Raw genomic sequence first — 20,072 nt, 5'->3', positions numbered from 1 at the left:
CTTCCTTTTAATACTTTGTATCAAAAAAATTATTACCTTTATTTTTTTGTTCATTTGCAGATTTTCCATATATTTTTGGTTCCGCCCTTGATGTTAAAAGATTTATATTAAGGTCTAAGTATTCAAGTGTAATATCTAAAAGCTTGTTATTGAGGCTATTGTTATGATCAAGCTCTTTTAATACCGATCTTAGCTCATTAGCTATAGAATCCACTTCTACACTTTTTTCTTTATCTATACCTTTTATAACTTCTTTTATATTATCTATTTTTTCTATGCCAAGTTCTTTTTGTATATTAAGAGTAAGTCCCGCTCTTAACTTTTCAAGTTCTATTATTCTCTTAACATAATTCTGTTCTTTTATCATCAAGCTAGACAGTTCTTTCGCATTATTATTTATTATAAGGTCCTTCTTTTTTATAGATATTTCTAAAAGACTTTTGTTAATAAGTAATTCTTCATTTAAAACTTGTATAAATGAGTCTATCGATCTCATATTAACCTCTCCAATTCAAATCTTCTTTTATCATAGATTTTGCAAGCTTATCCTTATCGATTGTATAAGTTCCATTTTCTATTCTTATTTTTATATCATTTACCTTGTCTTGTCTTATATCTTCAACATTTTTTAATGAATCCATTGCAAATTTATATTCTTTACCCTTTTGAGATATCTCTATTTTGTCTTCTTTTAAAGAAAGTTTATTTACATTTTGAGTTTTATTAGTTTTATATGCATTCATAACTTTTTGTATGTTATTAACACCATTTATTTTCATAAAAAAACACCCCTTGATTAATCTTATGCTACTATTATCGACTAAAAGGAGTGTTTTCTTTATATAAATTTTTATTTATTATTATGAGAATGATATTTAACTTTAGGTCCTTTGCTTTCATGTAATGATTTAGCTGCTTGGGCAAGTTCTTTTTTTATTTCCGCCTTACAGACTTCACAATATCTACCTGACCTTATGCTTTTTCCACATCTTTCACATAAAAGTATAGCATTTCCATCTTCAATTATTTCTATTCTTTCTTGTTTTAAAAATTTTATTATAAGTGTTTCTGATACTCCAGTTTCCTCTGCAACCTCTTGAACAGTTGCACCTGGATTATCATATAAATACTCTCTTACTTTTTTAAAATCAGCATTATCATCAACTCTGCATTTAGAACAATAAAGTTCTCCATTTTGACTTCCAAACATTCTACCGCATTCTTTGCAATTTATAAGATTCATTTAATATTCCTCCTTTTTAATATATATTTTTACCTGTTGCAAATGTAATTACATATATTCTATTCGCTCCAGAATTTAATAATTTTTTAGATATTTCATTAACTGTAGTACCTGTTGTAAATATATCATCGACTATTAATAAATCTTTTTTATATATTTTATTCGTATTTTCATCTAAGGTAAATATATTTTTTAGTTTTTTTATTCTTTCTTTCTTGGACAACTTTGATAAAAATTGAGTATTCTTATTCCTAATAACTATATCTAATACTTCTTTTTTATTAATTTTTGATAATTGTTTAGATATAAGCAGTGATTGATTATATCCTCTTTTTCTCAACCTTTTCTTATGAAGTGGTACAGGTATAATATAATCAAAGTCTATACCTTCATATTTTAACTTATCATTCATAATTTCAGCAATATTATATGCTAGATAAGTTTTTGCTCCATATTTTAGCGAATATATAAGTTTATGAATATTGTCATCGTATTCAACACACGATAAAGCTCTTGTAAAAATATATTCATTAGTTTCACAATTTGAACATATATTTTTTTTATAAAAATCAGTTAATGGTTTCCCACAAATTAAGCATCCGTTATTTATAAAGTTTAATTTATAAAAACAATCTTTACAAAGAGAGTACGAGTTATTCTTTGCTATTGGATTTTTACATAATATACATTTTATATTTCTAGGGTATATATAATCTATAAAATCACTTATCATTCTACTAATAATCCTTCATCTTTAAATCTCGAAAGCTTAATATTAAGGTTTGAGTATCTATCATATATTTTATTATTCTTAACCATATAGTCCAAGTATTTAATATCTCCAACTAAAACTACTAATTCTTTAGCTCTTGTAACCGCTGTATATAAAAGATTTCTAGTTAAAAGCATAGGAGGAGCCCATGTTATAGGTATTATTACTACAGGAAATTCACTTCCTTGACTTTTATGTATTGTAGTACAAAAACTATGATCTATTTCATCTAGTTCATTATAATCGTATTGTGCAATTTTATATTCATCAAATAATATATATACTATTTTTTCTTCTTTATCTATATGATATATATATCCTATATCTCCATTATATACGCCTTCACCATCTTTTGTCTCATCATCATTTTTCCATTTCTTTGTATAATTATTTTTTATTTGCATTACTTTATCGCCTACTCTAAATGTCCTTTTCTGAAACTTTTCTTCTACTTTAAATTTGTCATTTGGATTTAGAACATTTTGAAGGCATAAATTCAAATTAAATACTCCAATATCTCCCTTCCTCATAGGAGACAATATTTGTATGTCTTTTAAATTATCTATTTTATAATAGTCAGGAAGTCTTTTATGTGCTAGAGTTACTATTTCTTTTAATATATCTTCTTTTTCATACTTTGGAATAAAGTAAAAATCCTTACCCTTTACGTTAAGATCTAATTTTTCACCCTTATTTATTTTATGTGCATTAACTACTATCATACTTTCTTTTGCTTGTCTAAATATTTCGTTAAGCTTTACAACCTTTATTATATTAGAATCTATTATGTCCTTTAATACATTTCCCGCTCCAACTGATGGAAGCTGGTCCGAATCACCCACTAAAATCACTCTTGTTCCAGCTTTTATAGCTTTAAGAAGGTTATACATAAGTAAAATATCTACCATAGATACCTCATCTATTATAACAACATCTGCATCAAGTTGATCATCTTCACTCTTCATAAATATTAGTTCTTCATCTTCTGATGAGTACCCCATTTCAAGTAGTCTATGTATTGTCTTAGCTTCTTTGCCAGTTGTCTCGCTCATTCTCTTTGCAGCTCTTCCAGTTGGTGCTGCTAAATATATATTCATTTTTAAGTTTTCAAATATCTTTATTATAGTATTTATTGTAGTAGTCTTTCCAGTTCCAGGACCTCCAGTTACTACCAAAACTCCTTTTTGCAAAGCTTGCGTTACTGCTTCTTTTTGATTTTTCGCAAGAGTTATATTGTCTTCTTTTTCTATTGAATATATTTCTTTATTTATATCTAACTTTAAGTCATCGAATTCATATTGAGAAATCTCTATTAATTTCTTGCAAACTCCGTTTTCGGCTATATAATATGGAATCAAATATATATTGTCTTCTACAGGACCCTTTTCTATTTGAATTTTTTGATCTAGTGCAAGCTTAAATACAATATCTTTTATGTATTCATCTTCTATTTCGAGTAATTTGGAAGCTTCTTTTATCAGTTTACTCTTAGGCAAGTAGGTATGTCCTTCACTTAAACTTTGAGTTAGTGTATATATTATACCTTGCGATATTCTATCTTTTGAATAAGGATCAATACCCATTTTTGTTGCTATATTATCAGCAAGCTTAAATCCTATCCCTCTTATATCTTCTGCTAGTTTATATGGATTTGTCTCTACTATCTGAATAGATTTATTTTTATATTTTTTATATATTTTTAGGCAGTAATTAGGCGTTATCCCATACTTTGATAAATTTATTATTAAGTTTCTAAGTTCTCTATTATCTTGAAAGCTCTTTCCTATTGTTTCAGCCTTTTTCTTTCCTATTCCATCAACTCGAGTCAGTTTTTCGGGATTCATTTGTATTATATCCAGTGTATTTAGTCCAAATGTCTCTACTATTTTCCTAGCCATTTTAGGGCCTATACCTTTTATCATTCCTGATGATAAATATATGTATATTCCTTCCTCAGATTCAGGTGTACAAGGAATAAATGAACTCACTTCAAACTGTGGTCCATACATTTTATGATTTATCCACTTTCCATCAAGTTCAATAGTCTCACCTACTGTTATAGTAGGCATACATCCTACTATTGTAACTTCATCATTTGAGTGTTCAAGGGCGGCTACTGTATATCCATTATCATCGTTTTTAAATACAATCTCAACTACCATTCCCTTTATTTTCTCCATAGCATCTACTCCTAAACAGTTATAATACTACTATTATATCAAAAAATTCACGCTTTAATATTTTACTTTCTTTATTTATCATGTTATCCATAAATTTTAATTCTATAATCTTGTATTTATAGATATGTTACACAAAATAAAATTCATGTATTTAAGCAAAAATTTTTTTTTATTTTAATAGAGGGGTAGGGTTGAATTTATGATATAAGTATTAATACTCAAAACTGTCTATAAAAATGTTAGTAAATATTTTTAGATATTTTGACTAATATAACTTAGTTTTTAGCGTTTAATAATACGTTAAGAAATTTGCGTGTCTGACCGTAGGGGAGTTCGTAAATTTTAGGATTGTTAATAAGATAAAAGCTTAGTTATATTCAAAATATCGTTGTATTTGCGTTATTTTTATAGATAGTTTTGATAACCCACATATAATCTAAGAAAGAATTATTTTAATACCCTTATTTTTGGGTTAAGCATATAAAAATAAAAGAGGCTTATTCAAGCCTCTTTCATAAAACAATTATATTATTGTAATGCTTCTTTTTTAAGTATTTCAGCCTTATCAGTTCTCTCCCAAGCAAAGTCAAAATCAGTTCTTCCGAAGTGTCCATAAGCTGCTGTATGTCTGAATACAGGCTTTTTAAGATCTAAATCTCTTATTATAGCTCCTGGTCTTAAGTCAAAGTGCTTTTTAACAAGCTCTACTAGTATTTCTTCCGAAACTTTACCAGTTCCAAATGTTTCAACCATTATAGATACAGGCTCTGCAACTCCTATTGCATAAGCTAGTTCTAATTCACATTTTTTAGCAAGTCCTGCTGCAACTATGTTCTTAGCAACATATCTTGCTGCATAAGCTGCTGATCTATCAACCTTAGTAGCATCTTTTCCTGAGAATGCTCCACCACCGTGTCTTGAGTATCCACCATAAGTATCTACTATTATCTTTCTTCCTGTAAGACCTGCATCTCCACAAGGTCCTCCTATAACGAATCTTCCTGTTGGATTAACTAATATTCTAGTATCAACTAATAATTCTTCTGGTATAACAGGGTTTATAACATGCTCTATTAAGTCTTTCTCTATTTGCTCTCTAGTCACATCAGGACTATGTTGAGTTGATATTAAAACAGTATCTATTCTTACAACCTTATCTCCATCATACTCAACTGTAACCTGAGTTTTACCATCTGGTCTTAAGTAACCTAAAGTTTTATTTTTTCTGACTTCTGATAATCTTCTTGATAATTTGTGAGATAAAGATATAGGCATAGGCATTAATTCTTCTGTCTCATCACAAGCAAATCCAAACATTATGCCTTGGTCTCCTGCTCCTACTGCTTCAACTTCATCTTTCATCTTTCCTTCTTTACTCTCTAGTGCTTCATCAACTCCCATGGCAATATCTGAAGACTGCTCATCTATAGCAAGAAGTACTGCACAAGTATCTCCATCGAATCCATATTTAGCTCTATCATAACCTATTTCTTTAATTCTATTTCTAACAACTTTTTGAATATCAACATAAGCATTTGTAGATATTTCACCTGATATTAAAACAAGTCCTGTAGTAACTGATGTCTCACAAGCAACTCTTGAATTAGGATCTTTCTCAAGTAATGCATCTAATATTGAATCCGATATTTGGTCACATATTTTATCTGGATGCCCCTCTGTAACTGATTCTGATGTAAATAATCTTTTAGCCATTTTAATACCTCCAATTTTTTATTTATATATTTTGCCCTAAAGCTATAAATTCTAAAACTCTATGCCATTAAATCTATAGATAAGAACTTAATAGCTTCTGGATTATATTCTTTTATAATAAAAAAAGTTTCTTCCGCAAAGAAGAAACTAATTTATATTTAAATTAGACCTCATCTTCCAAAGCTTCGCCTTGTAGGAATTAGCACCATTTTCCATTACTGGATGGTTGCTGGGTTTCATCGGGCCTATTCCCTCCACCTCTCTTAATAAGGTATTAAGATTCTATTCAATTAACTGACTTAGTTCATAATACTATTTTGAAATTTATTTGTCAATCATTATTTAAGTAAAAGTTAATGTAATAAATGAAACTATTATTCCAGATAATATATTACCTATAACAATTCCCAGTACAGCATCTTTAATCCTCATGTTGAAAACAGAGGCAACCATGGCTGCTGTCCATGTTCCCGTAGTCGGAAGAGGTATTCCAACAAATAGTATTATGCCCAATAATTTTCTTCTCATTATTTTGTCACTATTCTTATTTACCTTATTATCTAAGAAATCTCCAAGCTTTTTAAAATATCGGTTCTTCTTAAGCCACTTAAGTAAATCCTTAAAAAACATTATCAAAAACGGAGCTGGAATTATAGCTCCTATAACACATGCTATGTACACATATAATGGATTAAGGTTCTTAACTATTCCAATAGGTATAGCACCTCTAAGCTCAATTATAGGAACCATAGATATAATCATTAGATAAATATATTCTGAAATCATTTATACTGTCACTCCTCATTCACAAAATTCAATACCTTTATTATATATTAAAATTTAATCTTATTGTAATTGAATTTCTATTATTTTTAATATAAACTCATTGTATGGATTTAAATATTGTATACATAGTAAAAACTTTAACTTACATTATATTCTTTATAAGGTAAGTTCTTGAATGAAAGTACATATAGAGGAGAATCAAAATGAAAAAAATAATCGGGAAAGTAAGACAAGCCTGTGACGATTACAACATGATACAGGATAACGATAAAATAGCAGTAGGATTTTCTGGAGGAAAGGATAGTATAGCTCTTATATACGCACTTAAGCTATTCCAAAGATTTTCTCCTAATAAATTCGAACTAGAAGCTATAACAGTAGACCCTGGATTTGATAATATGAATTTAGATGCTGCTAAAGAATTTTTAAAAGAAATAGATGTTCCATACACTATAATCAAAACAGAAATATCTAAAATAGTATTCGATGAAAGAAAAGAATCTAACCCCTGTTCATTATGCTCCAAGATGAGAAGAGGAGCTTTAAATGAAGAAGCAAAAAAAAGAGGTATAAATAAAATAGCACTAGGACATCACCTTGATGATGGAATATCTACTCTATTTTTAAGTATGTTCTACGAAGGAAGAATTAATACATTCAAACCAGTTACATACCTAGACAGAATAGATATCACTACCATTAGACCCTTAATATATATAACAGAGGACATTATAATAGAATCAGTAAAAAATAATAATCTACCAGTTCTCAAAAGCCCTTGCCCTGTTGATGGCAAGACAAAAAGAGAATTTGCAAATAGCATTGTAGATGATATCGCAAATAAAGTTCCCTATTTTAGAAAGAGAATGCTTAAAGCTATGCAAAATAAAGAACAAATTCAATTGTGGTTTAAACCTTAAATATGATAAATAAAGGAGTGATTTTTCATGAACAAAAAACTTATAAGCTTTATGTTGGCAAGTTTTTTTATGCTTTCATCTTCAACTAATATATTTGCAAACTCAGTGGTAACTGAAAGTCAAAAAGAAATGATGCTTGCTAAAGGCGTAACATATAAAAATGTATACTCTTTCACAGAAAGTGGTATCCAAAATGTAAATCTAGTTTGCATAGATTTGGACAATCCTGATATAAAATTAGATTTATTATTCAACAAAGATGGATTCAGTAAAACTCAGAAGGTTAGCGATATGGTAAAAAATGATTCTTCAAATGGAAATAACGAGGATATACTGGCGGCTATAAATGCAGACTTTTTTAGTATGTCAAATCCGGCATTTTCACTTGGTCCTATGGTTAAAAACGGAAAAGTTTTATCAAACCCTCATTATCAACCAAATAAATATTCTACATTCTTATTTGATAAAAATAGAAACACATTTTTTACCTACATAAAACCAGATGTTAGTATATCAGATGTAACAAAAAATACTCAGCTACCAATAGCCGCTATAAATAAGCCTAGTAAAAATTATGCGAACATAGTAATGTACACAAATGAATACTTCAAAAACTCCCCAGGAGCTAACGATACATACTACGACCTTACCGAAGTGCTTGTAATAGATAATATCATTACAGATATAAGATATGGACAACCTCCAGTTGCAATACCAGACAATGGTTATGTATTATTAGCTGCTGGAAATAACGGTATAACACTTAGAAATTCTTTAAGTGTAGGAGATGAGCTAAAACTAAATTCTGCATTTAGCCTTGATTATGCAAATAATATAGACCTTGCAGTAGGAGGCGGAAGTTTAATATTAAAAGACGGACAATTATATCCTCCAACACAAAAAGTTCCTGGTAAAAGCCAAAGGTCTGCATTAGGTATAACTTATGATAATAAACTTATCCTATTTGCAGCAGACGGAAGACTTCCTAATGTTATAGGAATGCAAGAAGAAGATGTTGCTAATTACATGAAATCTTTAGGTTGCAAGGATGCTATGCTTTTTGACGGAGGAGGATCTACTGATCTTATAGTAAACGATACTATAGTAAACAATCTCGTAAATGGAGCTGAAAGAAGAATAGTTGATTCTTTAGCTATCAAATCAACAGCCCAAAAAGATGAATTTTCATCTATACAAGCATTCACAGACAATGATTTTGGATATGTTAATGATAAATTCAAGCTTACTATAAATACATTTGATGCAGACCTTGATCCACTTAATATCCCTATTGAAAATATGCATTTTAGTGTATCAGGAATAAATGGTACATTCAATAAAAACATATTTACTCCAACTAGTGCAGGAGACGGTATTATCCATGTAGAATACGGAGGTACAGATGCTTCTATCCCTATAACTGTAATTGGAAAATCTAATACAGACCCTAATTTAGTAGATGAACTAGGAGAAGAAGGCATAAATATAGCATTTTTAAGTGATATGAATGAAGTAAGTACTCTACTTGATAATCTAATTCATATAAAATATAGACAGGATATAGAAAAAAATGCAGATAATTTATTCTTATTGTCTAATTCAAATACAGTATTTGAACAAAAACTAAATAAATCACACTACAACTTTAACCAATCTTATGCAAGTCAAACTGTAGACAATAACCTTATAATAAATCTTAATAGTTCAAATGGAGGATTTTTTAAATCAGCTGGTCAATGGGACTTTTTTAGAAATTCACTAAATACTACAGCGGATAATATATTCATAGTTCTTAACTCTAAAGAATCATTAAAAATAAAAGAGGAAGCACTTGAATTCAAAAAATCTTTACATAAAGCTTCAAAAGACAAAAATGTCTATGTTATTTATAGAGGTGATGCATTTAATCAAATATTAGAAGACAATGTAAGATTTATAAGTATACCAGATTACAATAATGTATATAAAAATAGTTTCTCAAATGATTTCAGATATCTTTTAATTAACGTAAATGGAACAGATGTAAAATACACTTATAAAAAACTCTTCCTTTAAAAAATTTAACAAGAACCATATCATAGTTTTCAGCATAGTATGTAATATGAGGAAGTGCAGATTTAAACTTTCTCATATTTTTTTATTTTCTCCATATAATTAATTAGGAGGTGCTATCTGTGTATTTGGCTAAGGCAAATTATAAAGAAGAAAATGTCATTTGTGTTTTAAAAGAAATCTTAACAACTATAATCAACGATAACACGGTTATAATTTGTATAGGAACAGATAGATGCATAGGCGATTCTCTAGGTCCCCTAGTTGGAACTATGCTAAAGAACAGCGATTATAAATATCCTATTTACGGAACTTTAGATGATCCTATTCATGCCTTGAATATTAACGAATCACTAAATTATATAAAAAACAAACATCCTGAAGCTAATTTCGTAGCTATAGATGCTTGTTTAGGAGAAGTTAACAACATAGGCAATATTCAAATCAGAGAAGGCCCTATTCTCCCCGGAAAAGGAGTTGGAAAAACACTTCCTAAAATAGGTGACTACTCGATAGTCGCCATAGTTGATGAAATTGATGAAAACAGTAAATTTGCATTTAATAACATACGTCTTAGTTTTATCGTCCAAATGTCAGAGTTAATAGCAACTTCTATCATACTCTCATCGTAGAATTTGTATTATACTAACGCATATACTCAAAATTTTATATCTTACTGTTCATAAGGAATACGATTAACGGTATTGTTATTACAGATAACAGCGTAGTTATAAATATACCTTGAGATGCTAGTATATGATCATTATCGTATTTAGTTGCAAATATAGCACAATTTGCAGCACTTGGCATTCCAGATACGATAGATGGTATACCTAATAATACACCTTTCAAATGAAATACATTACTAAGTGTAAAATACACTATACATGGAATAATTAACAGTCTAAGACAAGATACTATTAATAAATATTTATTCTTAATAGCATCATTTATACTAGATTGAGCTAGTATCGACCCCACTAATATCATAGACATAGGTGTTGTCGTATTTGCAAGAACATTTAATATATTGTATATTGGAGTAGGTATTTTTATAGATAATAAAAATAAAGTATATCCAGTTATTATAGCAAGCATTCCAGGATTAAAAATTATCTTCTTTAAGTTCATCCCACTTGACTCTTCATAATGTCTAGACATTATCATAACCCCAAAACTCCACACCAATATATTAAAAGGCATATTAAATAAGGCTGTATAAAAAACTCCAGAATCTCCATAAATAGCACTTATAACAGGATACCCCATAAATCCTACATTAGGAAATATAATCAAATACTGCAGTATATCCTTGACCTTTCCTTTAACATCCATGTTTTTTATAACAAAAAAAGATATTAATATAGAAACTAAATACATAGCTATAGATATTATTATTATCCCTATACTACTTTTTAGCATTTGTATCGAAAACTCATATTGCATAGATTTTATTATTAAACAAGGAAGTGTTATATACAAAATCACATTACTAAGCTCTTTATTGAGATTCTGAGTTATAAGCTTTTTCTTATTCGCTGTATATCCTATTAATATTAGTGCAAACAACATAAATACTTGATTAAATGTAGACATAAAGTTCATAGTGTACCCCCATTAATTTTTTGTTATCTTATATAATATACTATTTAAAGAAATTTTGTCTATGAATTTTTATTTATAATAGGTTTAATCCTTATATCCACTTTATATAATATACTATTTCCTTAAAAATCACTGGAAACATATAAGATAAAACAAAAGATCTTTTAACTCGATTATAAATATGCTAGCATATAATTCAATGAGCAACCACAACTTGAAAGAGTTTTTATTTATATTAAATTTTCTATATTTTGCATAAGACAATCATAGTGCAATTTAAATACTAATTAAAAATGAAGCTTATTAAAATGTTAGATACTTTTGATTAATATTTTTCTATAAAACTTGGACTGCGTCGTTTAAATACCCGTTAAAAACTTCATTGTTTGAACATAGTGAGTTTATGGAGTTTTAGGGTATTTAATAAGACGCTGTCTTTAGTTTTATTAAAATATTAATTAAGTATCGTTATTTTAATGAGCTTCATTTTTGGATTAAGCACTAATATATCCACTTAAATTATAATTTTTAGTTCTTATCCACCAATGCAAACATCAAAGTTCCACTACAAGCTAATTCATCTCCAACATAAGCCTTAGCTTCTGCTTTTCCTATTCCTCTTCTCATAGCTATCATTTCAACTTCCATTTTTAGAGTATCTCCAGGTCTTACTTCTTTTCTGAATCTAACTTTATCTATTCCTGTAAAAACTCCTAATTTCCCCTTGTTTTCTTCTACTGTCATCATAGCAACAGCACCTACTTGAGCCATAGCTTCAACGATTAAAACTCCCGGCATCAAAGGATAATCAGGGAAATGACCTTGAAAGAATGGCTCATTTACAGTTACATTCTTTATTCCAACTGCTCTTTTCCCTTCTTCTAACTCAACTACCTTATCCACCAGCAGAAAAGGATATCTATGTGGAATTATCTTTTTTATTTCGTCTACATTAAGCATATTTTAAAACCTCCTTATAGTATCTAGTACTAATTTTATAATTAGTATACCATAAAAAATATACAAAAAAATAGCCTATATCTCATAGATAATGGCTATTTCTTTATATATGTTTTATTAAATTGATCGTATATACTCTTAGCTAGTCCTAAAGATGAACCCTTTGAAGATTTAACTGCAAGTTCTTCAACATATAAATCTTCGAAAATCTCTCTTCCTTGAGACTTCTCAAACAAAGAATCCTTAGGAATAGTTTTTTTCATTTCTTTTAGCATTATTTTTAAAAATTCAGCTTCTATATCTTCGCAAGCTTTCATAAGCTTTTTATCATCTTCTTTAGTATTATTAACCTTGTCCTTTAATATATCTAAGTTTGTATAATTATTGGTAACATTCATTTAAATCACCAACCTATCTTCTAAGGTTATTAGCCATTTGCATCATATCGTCTGCTGTTTGTATCGACTTTGAATTCATCTCATACGCTCTTTGAGCTGTTATCATCTTTATCATTTCATCTACTACTTGTACATTTGAAGTCTCTAAAAATCCTTGATTTATACCAGTTTCTGCATCTTCTTCATCAAGAACTATTTCTTCTCCAGATGCACCTGTAGCCTTATAGAAGTTTTTGCCTGTAGCCTCAAGACCTGCTGGATTTAAGAACTGAACAACCTTAATTTGACCTAGTTCTTCAGTTTCTCCATCTGAATTTTTAACAGTAACGTAACCTCTTTCATCTACATTAAAATCTTTTTGTCCATTCTCTATTATTATTTCATCATCATCTGTAGACAAAACTGTATATCCTTCTGTTGTAACAAGTTTTTTAGTATCTTCATCTACACTTAATTTAAACGATCCATCTCTAGTATATAGCTTTTGACCATTAGGATTTTGTATTGCAAAAAAACCTTGTCCATCAAGAGCTAAATCCGTTGGATTTTCTGTTCTTTCAAGATTTCCATTTTCAAATATTCTACTAGTAGCAGATGTCATAACACCATGTCCTATTTGTAAATTTGATGGGCTCCCTTGTCCTTCTATTAAATTAGGTTTTTTAATATTTTCATATAACAAATCCTTGAACTCTATTCTTTGTTTTTTATAACCTGTAGTATTTACATTGGCTAAGTTATTAGAAACATTATCTATATTAAGTTGTTGTGCTTTCATTCCACTAGCAGCAGTCCATAACGCTCTCATAATCTACCCCCTCTATTTAAACTTTTCCTATTTCATTTACTGCCTTTCCCATTATCTCATCATAAGCTTTTACAACTTTTTGATTACTTTCATATTCTCTAAACACAGTAATCATATCTACCATCTCATTTATTGAATTTACATTAGAAGTTTCAATAAATCCTTGAAGAAGTTGTCCATCGAATTTTTGTTCATTTGGATTTATTCCTTCTTCTACCTTATAAAGATTATTCCCTTCTTTTCTAAGTGCATTGACATTCAATACATTTACGGTGTCTATAGTGTCATAGTATTCATATGTGCCATAGTCTTCATCTTTTATATATATTTCACCATTTTCACTTACCTTAAAATCTTTATCAAGAGTTATTATCCCTTTTTTTCCAAGAACATAATTTCCATTTGAATTTATTAGTTCTCCTTTATCATTTAATAAAAAAGAACCGTCTCTTGTGTATCTAGTTCCATCCTCACTTTGTACTTTAAAGAATCCCTCACCTTTTATAGCAAAATCTAATTTATTATCAGTTTGTTTCATCTGTCCTGAAATAAAGTTAGTTTGAATTCTATCAAGTCTTAACCCTCCGTTTATAGTTCCTATAACATTTTTAGAAGGAGTACAGATAAGATTTGCTATTACCTTTCCATTAGATATTACATTTCCACTTTTATCGTCAACTGTAATATCTTTATTTTCAACTTTTATTTTATTTTTTTGAGAATCTAATACATAAAATCCCGTACTTGTATCTATTCCTTTTTTTATGTCCCTAGTATATGTTTTTAAATATCCTTCATCATCTACACTAAATTTTACTGATTTATTATAGCTTGTCCCCATAGGACTATCCACAGTAAAAAAACCTTTATTAGATTTAATGTAAAATCCTTCCCCATCTCTTTGAATATCTAATTGAGGGTTATTATATGTGTTGTTTAGATCATTTTCCAATTTACCATTTATCTTGCTTATTAACATTTCTGGAAAAGCTTCTGAAATTACCACATCTTTTTTAAATCCCGATGTATTAGCATTTGCTATATTATTACTAATAACATCTAGTTTTTTTTGATTAGTCTGCATCCCTGATGTCACTGTGTAAAGACCTCTAAACATAATATCACTCCAAAAAAAGTTTTTTACTGGTATTATATTTCGGCATAACTAATAAAAAAGTTTAATTAAATTTTGTTATGCTATATAATAATTTAGACTTATTTTCTAATATTCTTTAATATTCCAGAATTAAGAACTTCTCCCGTTCCCTTAGCTACACAAGATACAGCATCATCTGCTATATGTACATCTATACCTGTTATTTGAGATATTAATTTGTCCAGTCCCCAAAGCAAAGATCCTCCACCTGTCATCACTATACCCTTATCACTTATATCGGCAGATAATTCTGGAGGTGTTTTTTCTAGTACACGATGTACTGCATCTGCTATTTGTACTATACATTCATTTAAAGCCTCTAGCATCTCATTAGAAGTTACTTCTATAGTAGTCGGTAGTCCTGATACTAAATTTCTTCCTCTTACAGACATAGTTTCCTGAGGCTCTTTAGGATATGCTATTCCTATATTTATTTTAATATTTTCTGCTGTTCTTTCCCCTATAAGTAAACTATGTTTTTTTCTCATATATTTTATTATAGCTTCGTCAAATTTATCTCCAGCTACCTTTATAGAAGTACTTACAACATTTCCACCATATGATATTACAGCCACATCAGTTGTTCCTCCACCTATATCTATAACCATATTACCTTGAGCTTGAGATATATCAAGACCAGCACCTATGGCTGCAGCTGTTGGTTCTTCTATTAAATCTACATGTCTTGCTCCTGCTTGCTTTGTAGCTTCTTCAACAGCTCTTTTTTCAACTTCTGTAACTCCCGACGGAACACATACAACTATTTCTGGTTTAAAGAATTTAAAGAATCCTTTTTTTACTATAACTTTATTTATAAAATATTTAAGCATTTTTTCTGTAATATCATAATCAGATATAACTCCATCCCTAAGAGGTCTTATTGCAACTATATTCCCAGGTGTTCTTCCAATCATTCTTCTAGCTTCTTCTCCAACAGCTAAAACTTTTTTTGTTCTTTTCTCTATAGCAACTACAGACGGTTCTTTTAAAACTATTCCTTTACCTTTTACATAAACAAGAACCGTTGCTGTACCCAAGTCTATTCCTATGTTTGGATTAACCATTAAGCATGTCCCTACCTTTCGCTTGAATTATTCTACATTTCTCCCTTCTACAAAAATATACAAAATTTTGGATTTCGTCAAGAAAAAAATACAGGTACATTTATCCTGTATTTTTATTAGTACTTTCATATTTTAATTTTGTAGCCAGTCCTCCTCTTATGTGCCTTTCTGATTTGTTTTTATCTAGTACATTTTTTACTTCTTCAGCAAGCGCTGAATTTATAGATTCTAACCTTTCTGTTATATCTTTATGTACTGTACTTTTACTCACTCCAAATTTCTTTGCAGTTTCTCTTACTGTAGTTTTTTTTTCTATTATATATTTAGCTATCGTTACAGTTCTTTCTTCTATATATGCCTTCAACGGTCCCCCTCCTTAAAGGAATACTCTTTATTCATATATATGTGTTTTGTGCAAAAAATAGAACAGGCTTAACCTTATTAAAAGGTTAAGCCTGTTAATTAGAATTTATTATAGATAAAGGATCTATGTTTTTATTGTCTTTTAAAACTTCAAAGTGCAAATGTGGTCCTTCTTTGCTTTCTATTATAGACGTGTTTCCTACATTACCTATAATATCTTTACACTTTACCATTTTACCTTTTTGAACTTTAGTGTCTAAAGATAAATTACTATAAACACTCACTATATTATCTTGATGTTTTAATTTAACTGTTATACCTTGTACACTATCCTTTAATACCTCTAGTACTTCTCCGTCCATAATAGCACTTACAGGAGTTCCTTCTTTAGCTTGTATATCTATTCCCTTATGTAACTCCCATTGTTCTAATGTAGCAGAATAAGTAGGTTTATTATCAGAATAATCTCTTCCTAATTTACCTTGTACCGGCATAATAGCTTTTATTTTTTTACTATTTGTATTTGCAACTTCTGTATCAGGGTCTTTTTTAGCTTCATTTTCTTGTTTTAATTTTTCCTTTGCCTTAGCCAAATTTTGTTTAGAATCTGTTGCTGTAGGTACAGCTTGGTCATCTTCTTTTATAAGATGAATTTCATCATCCTCATTACTAGCCACTTTGTCATCATCTATTAACTCTCCTTGTTCGTAGTTAACAAATCCATTCTCAGATGCTATATTGTCTATACTGTTTTTAGTAACCCATACAGCAGTTAAAGCTACTAAGCATACACATACAAATAGCACTAAATAAAACCCATCTTTCTCCAATAATTTTTTAAATTTATTTTTTTTGTTATCCATTAATTTCACCTCCATTTATATTCTTACCGAATTCCTAAATTATATACTTTTCAAGAACAAAAAAAAGAAGGACTTATTTAGTCCTTCAATACTTATTCTCTATACTTACTCCTTTGAAGTAATGTTTTAATATTTCATCGTATTTGTAACCTTTATGAGCCATTCCATTTGCTCCCCATTGGCTCATTCCTACCCCGTGTCCATACCCCTTCGTCATTATGTTTAGGAAGTTACCATCTACTTTTATATCAAAATCTGAGGAATTAAGGTCTAGTATGTTTCTAACTTCACTTCCCTTTACAACCTTATTCCCTACTCTTATTTCTTTTACAGAACCACCTTCGCTTCTAGATATAACTTGTATATCTTCGTCAACATTGTCCGATAATATAATTCCAACGCCCTTAAATTTGTTTATAAAATCATTCTTACCTATCTTCATATTTGCTCTAAATTTCGGTGATTCTTCTTCGTATGGGCTTTCAACCGATCTTAAATAAGGTAACTTAGAACTAAATACTTCTTCAGAATTTTCCGTTTTACCTCCACTAGTTGAGTGATATAGAGGTTGTATAGTTCTTTGATCAAATGTCAATACCATTCCCCTAGTATCGTCTACTGATTTTTTTATTTTAGGCCAGGATTCACTCATCCACTTTTCATTATGTAATTTTTCAAGCGTATTTGTATCTAGATATTCTTGACAATGTTTGTGATCTGTACAAACCACAGCTCCCTTATGCTGAGGTATTTTATCTCCTCCATTTTCTATTTTATGAAAAACATAAGATCTTGCAGCTATAGCCTGTGCCTTTAAAGCTTCTTCATCAAAACTTGCAGGCATTTCAGATGCAACTACATTATATAAATACTCCTCTATATCCATATCTTCTACCTTGTCTACTTTTGTATTGTAAACTTTTATATTAATAGAACTAGTTATTTTAGTTTGTACAATTTCTTTTTTGAATATATCGTCCTTATATATTCCAATAGTTAATATTACAGGTAAAACTACTATAACTAAAAAAGTATACATAACAACTAAAAAAGGGTTTTTCATAGACCTTCCTCCTTTGATTATCTCTATCAATAAAGTCTATGAAAACCCTCATATTATTATTCCTCTATAATTTCTATATTAGCACCTAAAGCATTTAACTTTTTATCTATATCTACATACCCTCTAAATATATGATATGTATCTCCTATAATAGTTTCACCCTCAGATACAAGTCCTGCAAGTATTAAAGCAGCTCCTGCTCTTAAATCAGTTGCATTAACAGTAGATCCCTGAAGTTGCTCTACACCTTGAACTACTGCGCTTCTTCCTTCTATCTTTATATTTGCACCCATTCTGTTAAGCTCTGGTACATTCATAAATCTATTTTCAAATACAGTCTCTATAACTACACCAGTTCCTTTTGAAACACTTAAAAGTGCCATAAACTGAGATTGCATATCAGTTGGAAAACCTGGATGAGGAAGAGTCTTTATATCAGTAGGTTTTATTTCATCTGGACCTATAACTCTTACAGCATTGTCCATTTCATGAACCTCACATCCAGCCTCTCTAAGTTTTGCAATAGTAGGTTTTAAATGGTCTATTAGCACATTATCTACTACTACATCACCTTTAGTTATAGCTGCTGCTACCATATAAGTTCCAGCTTCGATTCTATCAGGTATTACAGTATGAGTAGCTCCTTTAAGCTCCTTTACACCCTTAATTTTGATAGTATTAGTTCCTGCGCCTTTAACATTTGCTCCCATTTCATTTAAGAAATTAGCTAAATCAACTATTTCAGGTTCTTCTGCAACATTTTCTATTATAGTAGTTCCCTCTGCAAATACAGCTGCCATCATAATATTTTCAGTAGCTCCAACAGATGGAAAATCAAGATATAACTTTGTTCCTATTAATTTATCAGCTTTAGCTTCTATAAAACCGTGGTCCATTTCAATATGAGCTCCTAAAGATTTGAATCCTTTAAGATGAAGGTCTATAGGTCTTGTTCCTATAGCACAACCTCCTGGCATTGATATCTTAGAGCTTTGAAATCTAGCAAGTAAAGGACCCATTACTAAAAATGATGCTCTCATCTTTCTTACAAGCTCATAAGGAGCCTCACATGTATCTATATTAGTTGCATCTACAGTAAGTACATCTTCATTAAATTCAACTTTAGCACCTAAATGTCTTAAAAGATCTGATATAACATGTACATCCCTTAAGTTTGGCACTTCTTTTAATACTGATTTTCCTTTTGCAAGAAGTGTTGCTGCTATAATTGGAAGCACTGCATTTTTCGCTCCGTTTATTTTTACTGTTCCTTTTAAAGGCTGGCTTTTTCTAACTACTATCTTCGACACTGGGTTCAGTCCTTTCCTAATATTCTAATGTTATAAGAGGTGTTCCTATGTAAACAAAAGTCTTGTCATCATATTCACTATATCTGACAGACGCATTTACATTTATCTTTTCTTCACCGTACTTTATATAATCACTTATTTTTTCAGTATATCCTGTTGTTGACAATATATTAACATCCTTCATTTCATCCTTTTTTTGGGCATCCAAACTATATAATATATTATCAACTATATTATTATAACATTTTTCATCTATTTTTCCTTCAAAAAAAGCACATATACAAGAATATATATCTATATTTTTTGAATATTTTTTTAAATTATTTTTAAGTTGAACATAATCCTCTACTATATCTTTATACACTTGATTCGTGTCAATGTCAACTATAATATGAGTTTGTTCCATACTTTTACATCTTTCGCTATCAATTATAATAGATATATATCTATCTGCTTTATTTTGTCTATTTTTGTCACATATGTGTATCTGCCTAAAATCCGTTTGTTCACTTCTTGTGTATTCTATAGTTTGTTTATCAATATCAAATTTAATCATAAGCTCTTCTAGAATTTTATCCATCTCTTCAAAACTTAAAAATTTATTATCCATCATAGCATGACCATTTATCTTGTAATTATCAAAAGCAGAACCAGTCTTTTCAAAAGAATTTAATATAAGTTCATAATCATTTCTATCCTTTTGATTATCTTCTACATTGATTTGTTCAGCTGATGATATCATGCTAAAAAATAAAACTAATATTATTATAAATGCAAATATTCTTTTCATAATAAATCCCCCTTTAAATTGTATCT

Annotated in this window: 21 protein-coding genes and 1 riboswitch; of the genes, 3 read left to right on the top strand and 18 right to left on the bottom strand. The window is 29.5% G+C overall.

Going from position 1 to position 20,072, the window contains the following annotated elements; all coding sequences use genetic code 11:
• Nucleotides 1-7: 7 nt before the first annotated feature.
• The 7 genes from WJW32_RS00175 to WJW32_RS00145 all read right to left on the bottom strand — a co-directional run bounded on the left by WJW32_RS00175 (nt 8) and on the right by WJW32_RS00145 (nt 6,694).
• Nucleotides 8-496 (bottom strand): flagellar protein FlgN, encoded by a 489-nt coding sequence (locus WJW32_RS00175; RefSeq protein WP_340253206.1) that lies wholly within the window; start codon nt 494-496, stop codon nt 8-10.
• Between the two features lies 1 nt (nt 497).
• Complete coding sequence (gene flgM / locus WJW32_RS00170; protein ID WP_340253203.1) at nt 498-779, bottom strand: flagellar biosynthesis anti-sigma factor FlgM; 282 nt, start codon at nt 777-779, stop codon at nt 498-500.
• A 71-nt stretch (nt 780-850) separates the two neighbouring features.
• Nucleotides 851-1,243 (bottom strand): flagellar protein, encoded by a 393-nt coding sequence (locus tag WJW32_RS00165; protein ID WP_340253200.1) that lies wholly within the window; start codon nt 1,241-1,243, stop codon nt 851-853.
• A gap of 16 nt (nt 1,244-1,259) precedes the next feature.
• Nucleotides 1,260-1,976 carry a ComF family protein gene (locus WJW32_RS00160; protein WP_340253197.1) on the bottom strand — a complete coding sequence of 239 codons (717 nt, stop codon included), beginning with the start codon at nt 1,974-1,976 and terminating at the stop codon, nt 1,260-1,262.
• On the bottom strand, nt 1,973-4,195 hold the full coding sequence (gene recD2 / locus WJW32_RS00155) for an SF1B family DNA helicase RecD2 (protein ID WP_340253194.1): 2,223 nt from the start codon (nt 4,193-4,195) through the stop codon (nt 1,973-1,975). Before recD2 ends, WJW32_RS00160 begins: the two co-directional genes overlap by 4 nt.
• A 528-nt stretch (nt 4,196-4,723) precedes the next feature.
• Nucleotides 4,724-5,908 carry a methionine adenosyltransferase gene (metK, locus tag WJW32_RS00150; RefSeq protein ID WP_340253191.1) on the bottom strand — a complete coding sequence of 395 codons (1,185 nt, stop codon included), beginning with the start codon at nt 5,906-5,908 and terminating at the stop codon, nt 4,724-4,726.
• Between the two features lie 167 nt (nt 5,909-6,075).
• A riboswitch (SAM riboswitch) is annotated at nt 6,076-6,181 on the bottom strand.
• Between the two features lie 69 nt (nt 6,182-6,250).
• Nucleotides 6,251-6,694, bottom strand: coding sequence for a COG2426 family protein (locus tag WJW32_RS00145; RefSeq protein ID WP_340253188.1), 444 nt, complete (start codon nt 6,692-6,694; stop codon nt 6,251-6,253).
• Between the two features lie 203 nt (nt 6,695-6,897).
• On the opposite strand from WJW32_RS00145, the gene WJW32_RS00140 reads away from it, so the two are divergent.
• From WJW32_RS00140 to yyaC, 3 genes are all read left to right on the top strand, one after another.
• A complete protein-coding gene (locus WJW32_RS00140) occupies nt 6,898-7,614 on the top strand; it encodes a tRNA 2-thiocytidine biosynthesis TtcA family protein (RefSeq protein ID WP_340253185.1) in 717 nt (238 codons plus the stop codon).
• Nucleotides 7,615-7,641: 27 nt separating this feature from the next.
• Nucleotides 7,642-9,669: a phosphodiester glycosidase family protein gene (locus WJW32_RS00135; protein ID WP_340253182.1), complete on the top strand. Its 2,028-nt coding sequence runs from the start codon at nt 7,642-7,644 to the stop codon at nt 9,667-9,669.
• Nucleotides 9,670-9,788: 119 nt separating this feature from the next.
• A complete protein-coding gene (gene yyaC, locus WJW32_RS00130; protein WP_277732030.1) occupies nt 9,789-10,298 on the top strand; it encodes a spore protease YyaC in 510 nt (169 codons plus the stop codon).
• 34 nt (nt 10,299-10,332) lie between these two features.
• On the opposite strand, the gene WJW32_RS00125 is transcribed toward yyaC, so the two are convergent.
• The 11 genes from WJW32_RS00125 to WJW32_RS00075 form a co-directional block, all read right to left on the bottom strand.
• Nucleotides 10,333-11,271 carry an AEC family transporter gene (locus WJW32_RS00125; RefSeq protein WP_340253171.1) on the bottom strand — a complete coding sequence of 313 codons (939 nt, stop codon included), beginning with the start codon at nt 11,269-11,271 and terminating at the stop codon, nt 10,333-10,335.
• A gap of 528 nt (nt 11,272-11,799) precedes the next feature.
• Nucleotides 11,800-12,231 carry a 3-hydroxyacyl-ACP dehydratase FabZ gene (gene fabZ, locus WJW32_RS00120; protein ID WP_340253168.1) on the bottom strand — a complete coding sequence of 144 codons (432 nt, stop codon included), beginning with the start codon at nt 12,229-12,231 and terminating at the stop codon, nt 11,800-11,802.
• 95 nt (nt 12,232-12,326) lie between these two features.
• The gene (locus tag WJW32_RS00115) at nt 12,327-12,629 is read right to left on the bottom strand and encodes a rod-binding protein (RefSeq protein WP_340253165.1); all 303 of its coding nucleotides are present in this window, start codon (nt 12,627-12,629) and stop codon (nt 12,327-12,329) included.
• A 13-nt stretch (nt 12,630-12,642) separates the two neighbouring features.
• Entirely contained in the window at nt 12,643-13,437 is a 795-nt protein-coding gene (gene flgG, locus WJW32_RS00110; protein WP_340253162.1) for a flagellar basal-body rod protein FlgG, read from the bottom strand.
• A gap of 16 nt (nt 13,438-13,453) precedes the next feature.
• A complete protein-coding gene (locus tag WJW32_RS00105) occupies nt 13,454-14,554 on the bottom strand; it encodes a flagellar hook-basal body complex protein (RefSeq protein WP_340253159.1) in 1,101 nt (366 codons plus the stop codon).
• Nucleotides 14,555-14,652: 98 nt separating this feature from the next.
• Nucleotides 14,653-15,657 (bottom strand): rod shape-determining protein MreB, encoded by a 1,005-nt coding sequence (mreB, locus tag WJW32_RS00100; RefSeq protein ID WP_340253156.1) that lies wholly within the window; start codon nt 15,655-15,657, stop codon nt 14,653-14,655.
• 100 nt (nt 15,658-15,757) lie between these two features.
• Entirely contained in the window at nt 15,758-16,021 is a 264-nt protein-coding gene (gene spoIIID, locus WJW32_RS00095; protein WP_340253153.1) for a sporulation transcriptional regulator SpoIIID, read from the bottom strand.
• Nucleotides 16,022-16,115: 94 nt separating this feature from the next.
• On the bottom strand, nt 16,116-16,883 hold the full coding sequence (locus tag WJW32_RS00090) for a peptidoglycan DD-metalloendopeptidase family protein (protein ID WP_340253150.1): 768 nt from the start codon (nt 16,881-16,883) through the stop codon (nt 16,116-16,118).
• Nucleotides 16,884-16,968: 85 nt separating this feature from the next.
• On the bottom strand, nt 16,969-17,946 hold the full coding sequence (gene spoIID, locus WJW32_RS00085) for a stage II sporulation protein D (protein WP_340253147.1): 978 nt from the start codon (nt 17,944-17,946) through the stop codon (nt 16,969-16,971).
• Between the two features lie 56 nt (nt 17,947-18,002).
• Entirely contained in the window at nt 18,003-19,256 is a 1,254-nt protein-coding gene (gene murA, locus WJW32_RS00080; RefSeq protein WP_340253145.1) for a UDP-N-acetylglucosamine 1-carboxyvinyltransferase, read from the bottom strand.
• Between the two features lie 16 nt (nt 19,257-19,272).
• Nucleotides 19,273-20,046: a YwmB family TATA-box binding protein gene (locus WJW32_RS00075; protein ID WP_340253142.1), complete on the bottom strand. Its 774-nt coding sequence runs from the start codon at nt 20,044-20,046 to the stop codon at nt 19,273-19,275.
• Between the last annotated feature and the right edge of the window lie 26 nt (nt 20,047-20,072).

It is taken from the genome of Tepidibacter sp. Z1-5 (assembly GCF_037844525.1).
Classification (GTDB): Bacteria; Bacillota; Clostridia; order Peptostreptococcales; family Peptostreptococcaceae; genus Tepidibacter_A.
Note: the sequence above shows the minus strand (reverse complement) of the source record. Positions and strands in the feature narration are given on the sequence as shown.

Coding starts and splice junctions, on each gene's coding strand:
- WJW32_RS00175 (WP_340253206.1), bottom strand. CDS start 496: ATGAGATCGATAGACTCATTTATACAAGTTTTAAATGAAGAATTACTT.
- recD2 (WP_340253194.1), bottom strand. CDS start 4,195: ATGGAGAAAATAAAGGGAATGGTAGTTGAGATTGTATTTAAAAACGAT.
- fabZ (WP_340253168.1), bottom strand. CDS start 12,231: ATGCTTAATGTAGACGAAATAAAAAAGATAATTCCACATAGATATCCT.
- WJW32_RS00135 (WP_340253182.1), top strand. CDS start 7,642: ATGAACAAAAAACTTATAAGCTTTATGTTGGCAAGTTTTTTTATGCTT.
- WJW32_RS00160 (WP_340253197.1), bottom strand. CDS start 1,976: ATGATAAGTGATTTTATAGATTATATATACCCTAGAAATATAAAATGT.
- WJW32_RS00075 (WP_340253142.1), bottom strand. CDS start 20,046: ATGAAAAGAATATTTGCATTTATAATAATATTAGTTTTATTTTTTAGC.
- WJW32_RS00105 (WP_340253159.1), bottom strand. CDS start 14,554: ATGTTTAGAGGTCTTTACACAGTGACATCAGGGATGCAGACTAATCAA.
- WJW32_RS00090 (WP_340253150.1), bottom strand. CDS start 16,883: ATGGATAACAAAAAAAATAAATTTAAAAAATTATTGGAGAAAGATGGG.
- WJW32_RS00145 (WP_340253188.1), bottom strand. CDS start 6,694: ATGATTTCAGAATATATTTATCTAATGATTATATCTATGGTTCCTATA.
- flgM (WP_340253203.1), bottom strand. CDS start 779: ATGAAAATAAATGGTGTTAATAACATACAAAAAGTTATGAATGCATAT.
- metK (WP_340253191.1), bottom strand. CDS start 5,908: ATGGCTAAAAGATTATTTACATCAGAATCAGTTACAGAGGGGCATCCA.
- WJW32_RS00140 (WP_340253185.1), top strand. CDS start 6,898: ATGAAAAAAATAATCGGGAAAGTAAGACAAGCCTGTGACGATTACAAC.
- WJW32_RS00165 (WP_340253200.1), bottom strand. CDS start 1,243: ATGAATCTTATAAATTGCAAAGAATGCGGTAGAATGTTTGGAAGTCAA.
- WJW32_RS00115 (WP_340253165.1), bottom strand. CDS start 12,629: ATGAATGTTACCAATAATTATACAAACTTAGATATATTAAAGGACAAG.
- spoIID (WP_340253147.1), bottom strand. CDS start 17,946: ATGAAAAACCCTTTTTTAGTTGTTATGTATACTTTTTTAGTTATAGTA.
- WJW32_RS00125 (WP_340253171.1), bottom strand. CDS start 11,271: ATGAACTTTATGTCTACATTTAATCAAGTATTTATGTTGTTTGCACTA.
- flgG (WP_340253162.1), bottom strand. CDS start 13,437: ATGAGAGCGTTATGGACTGCTGCTAGTGGAATGAAAGCACAACAACTT.
- mreB (WP_340253156.1), bottom strand. CDS start 15,657: ATGGTTAATCCAAACATAGGAATAGACTTGGGTACAGCAACGGTTCTT.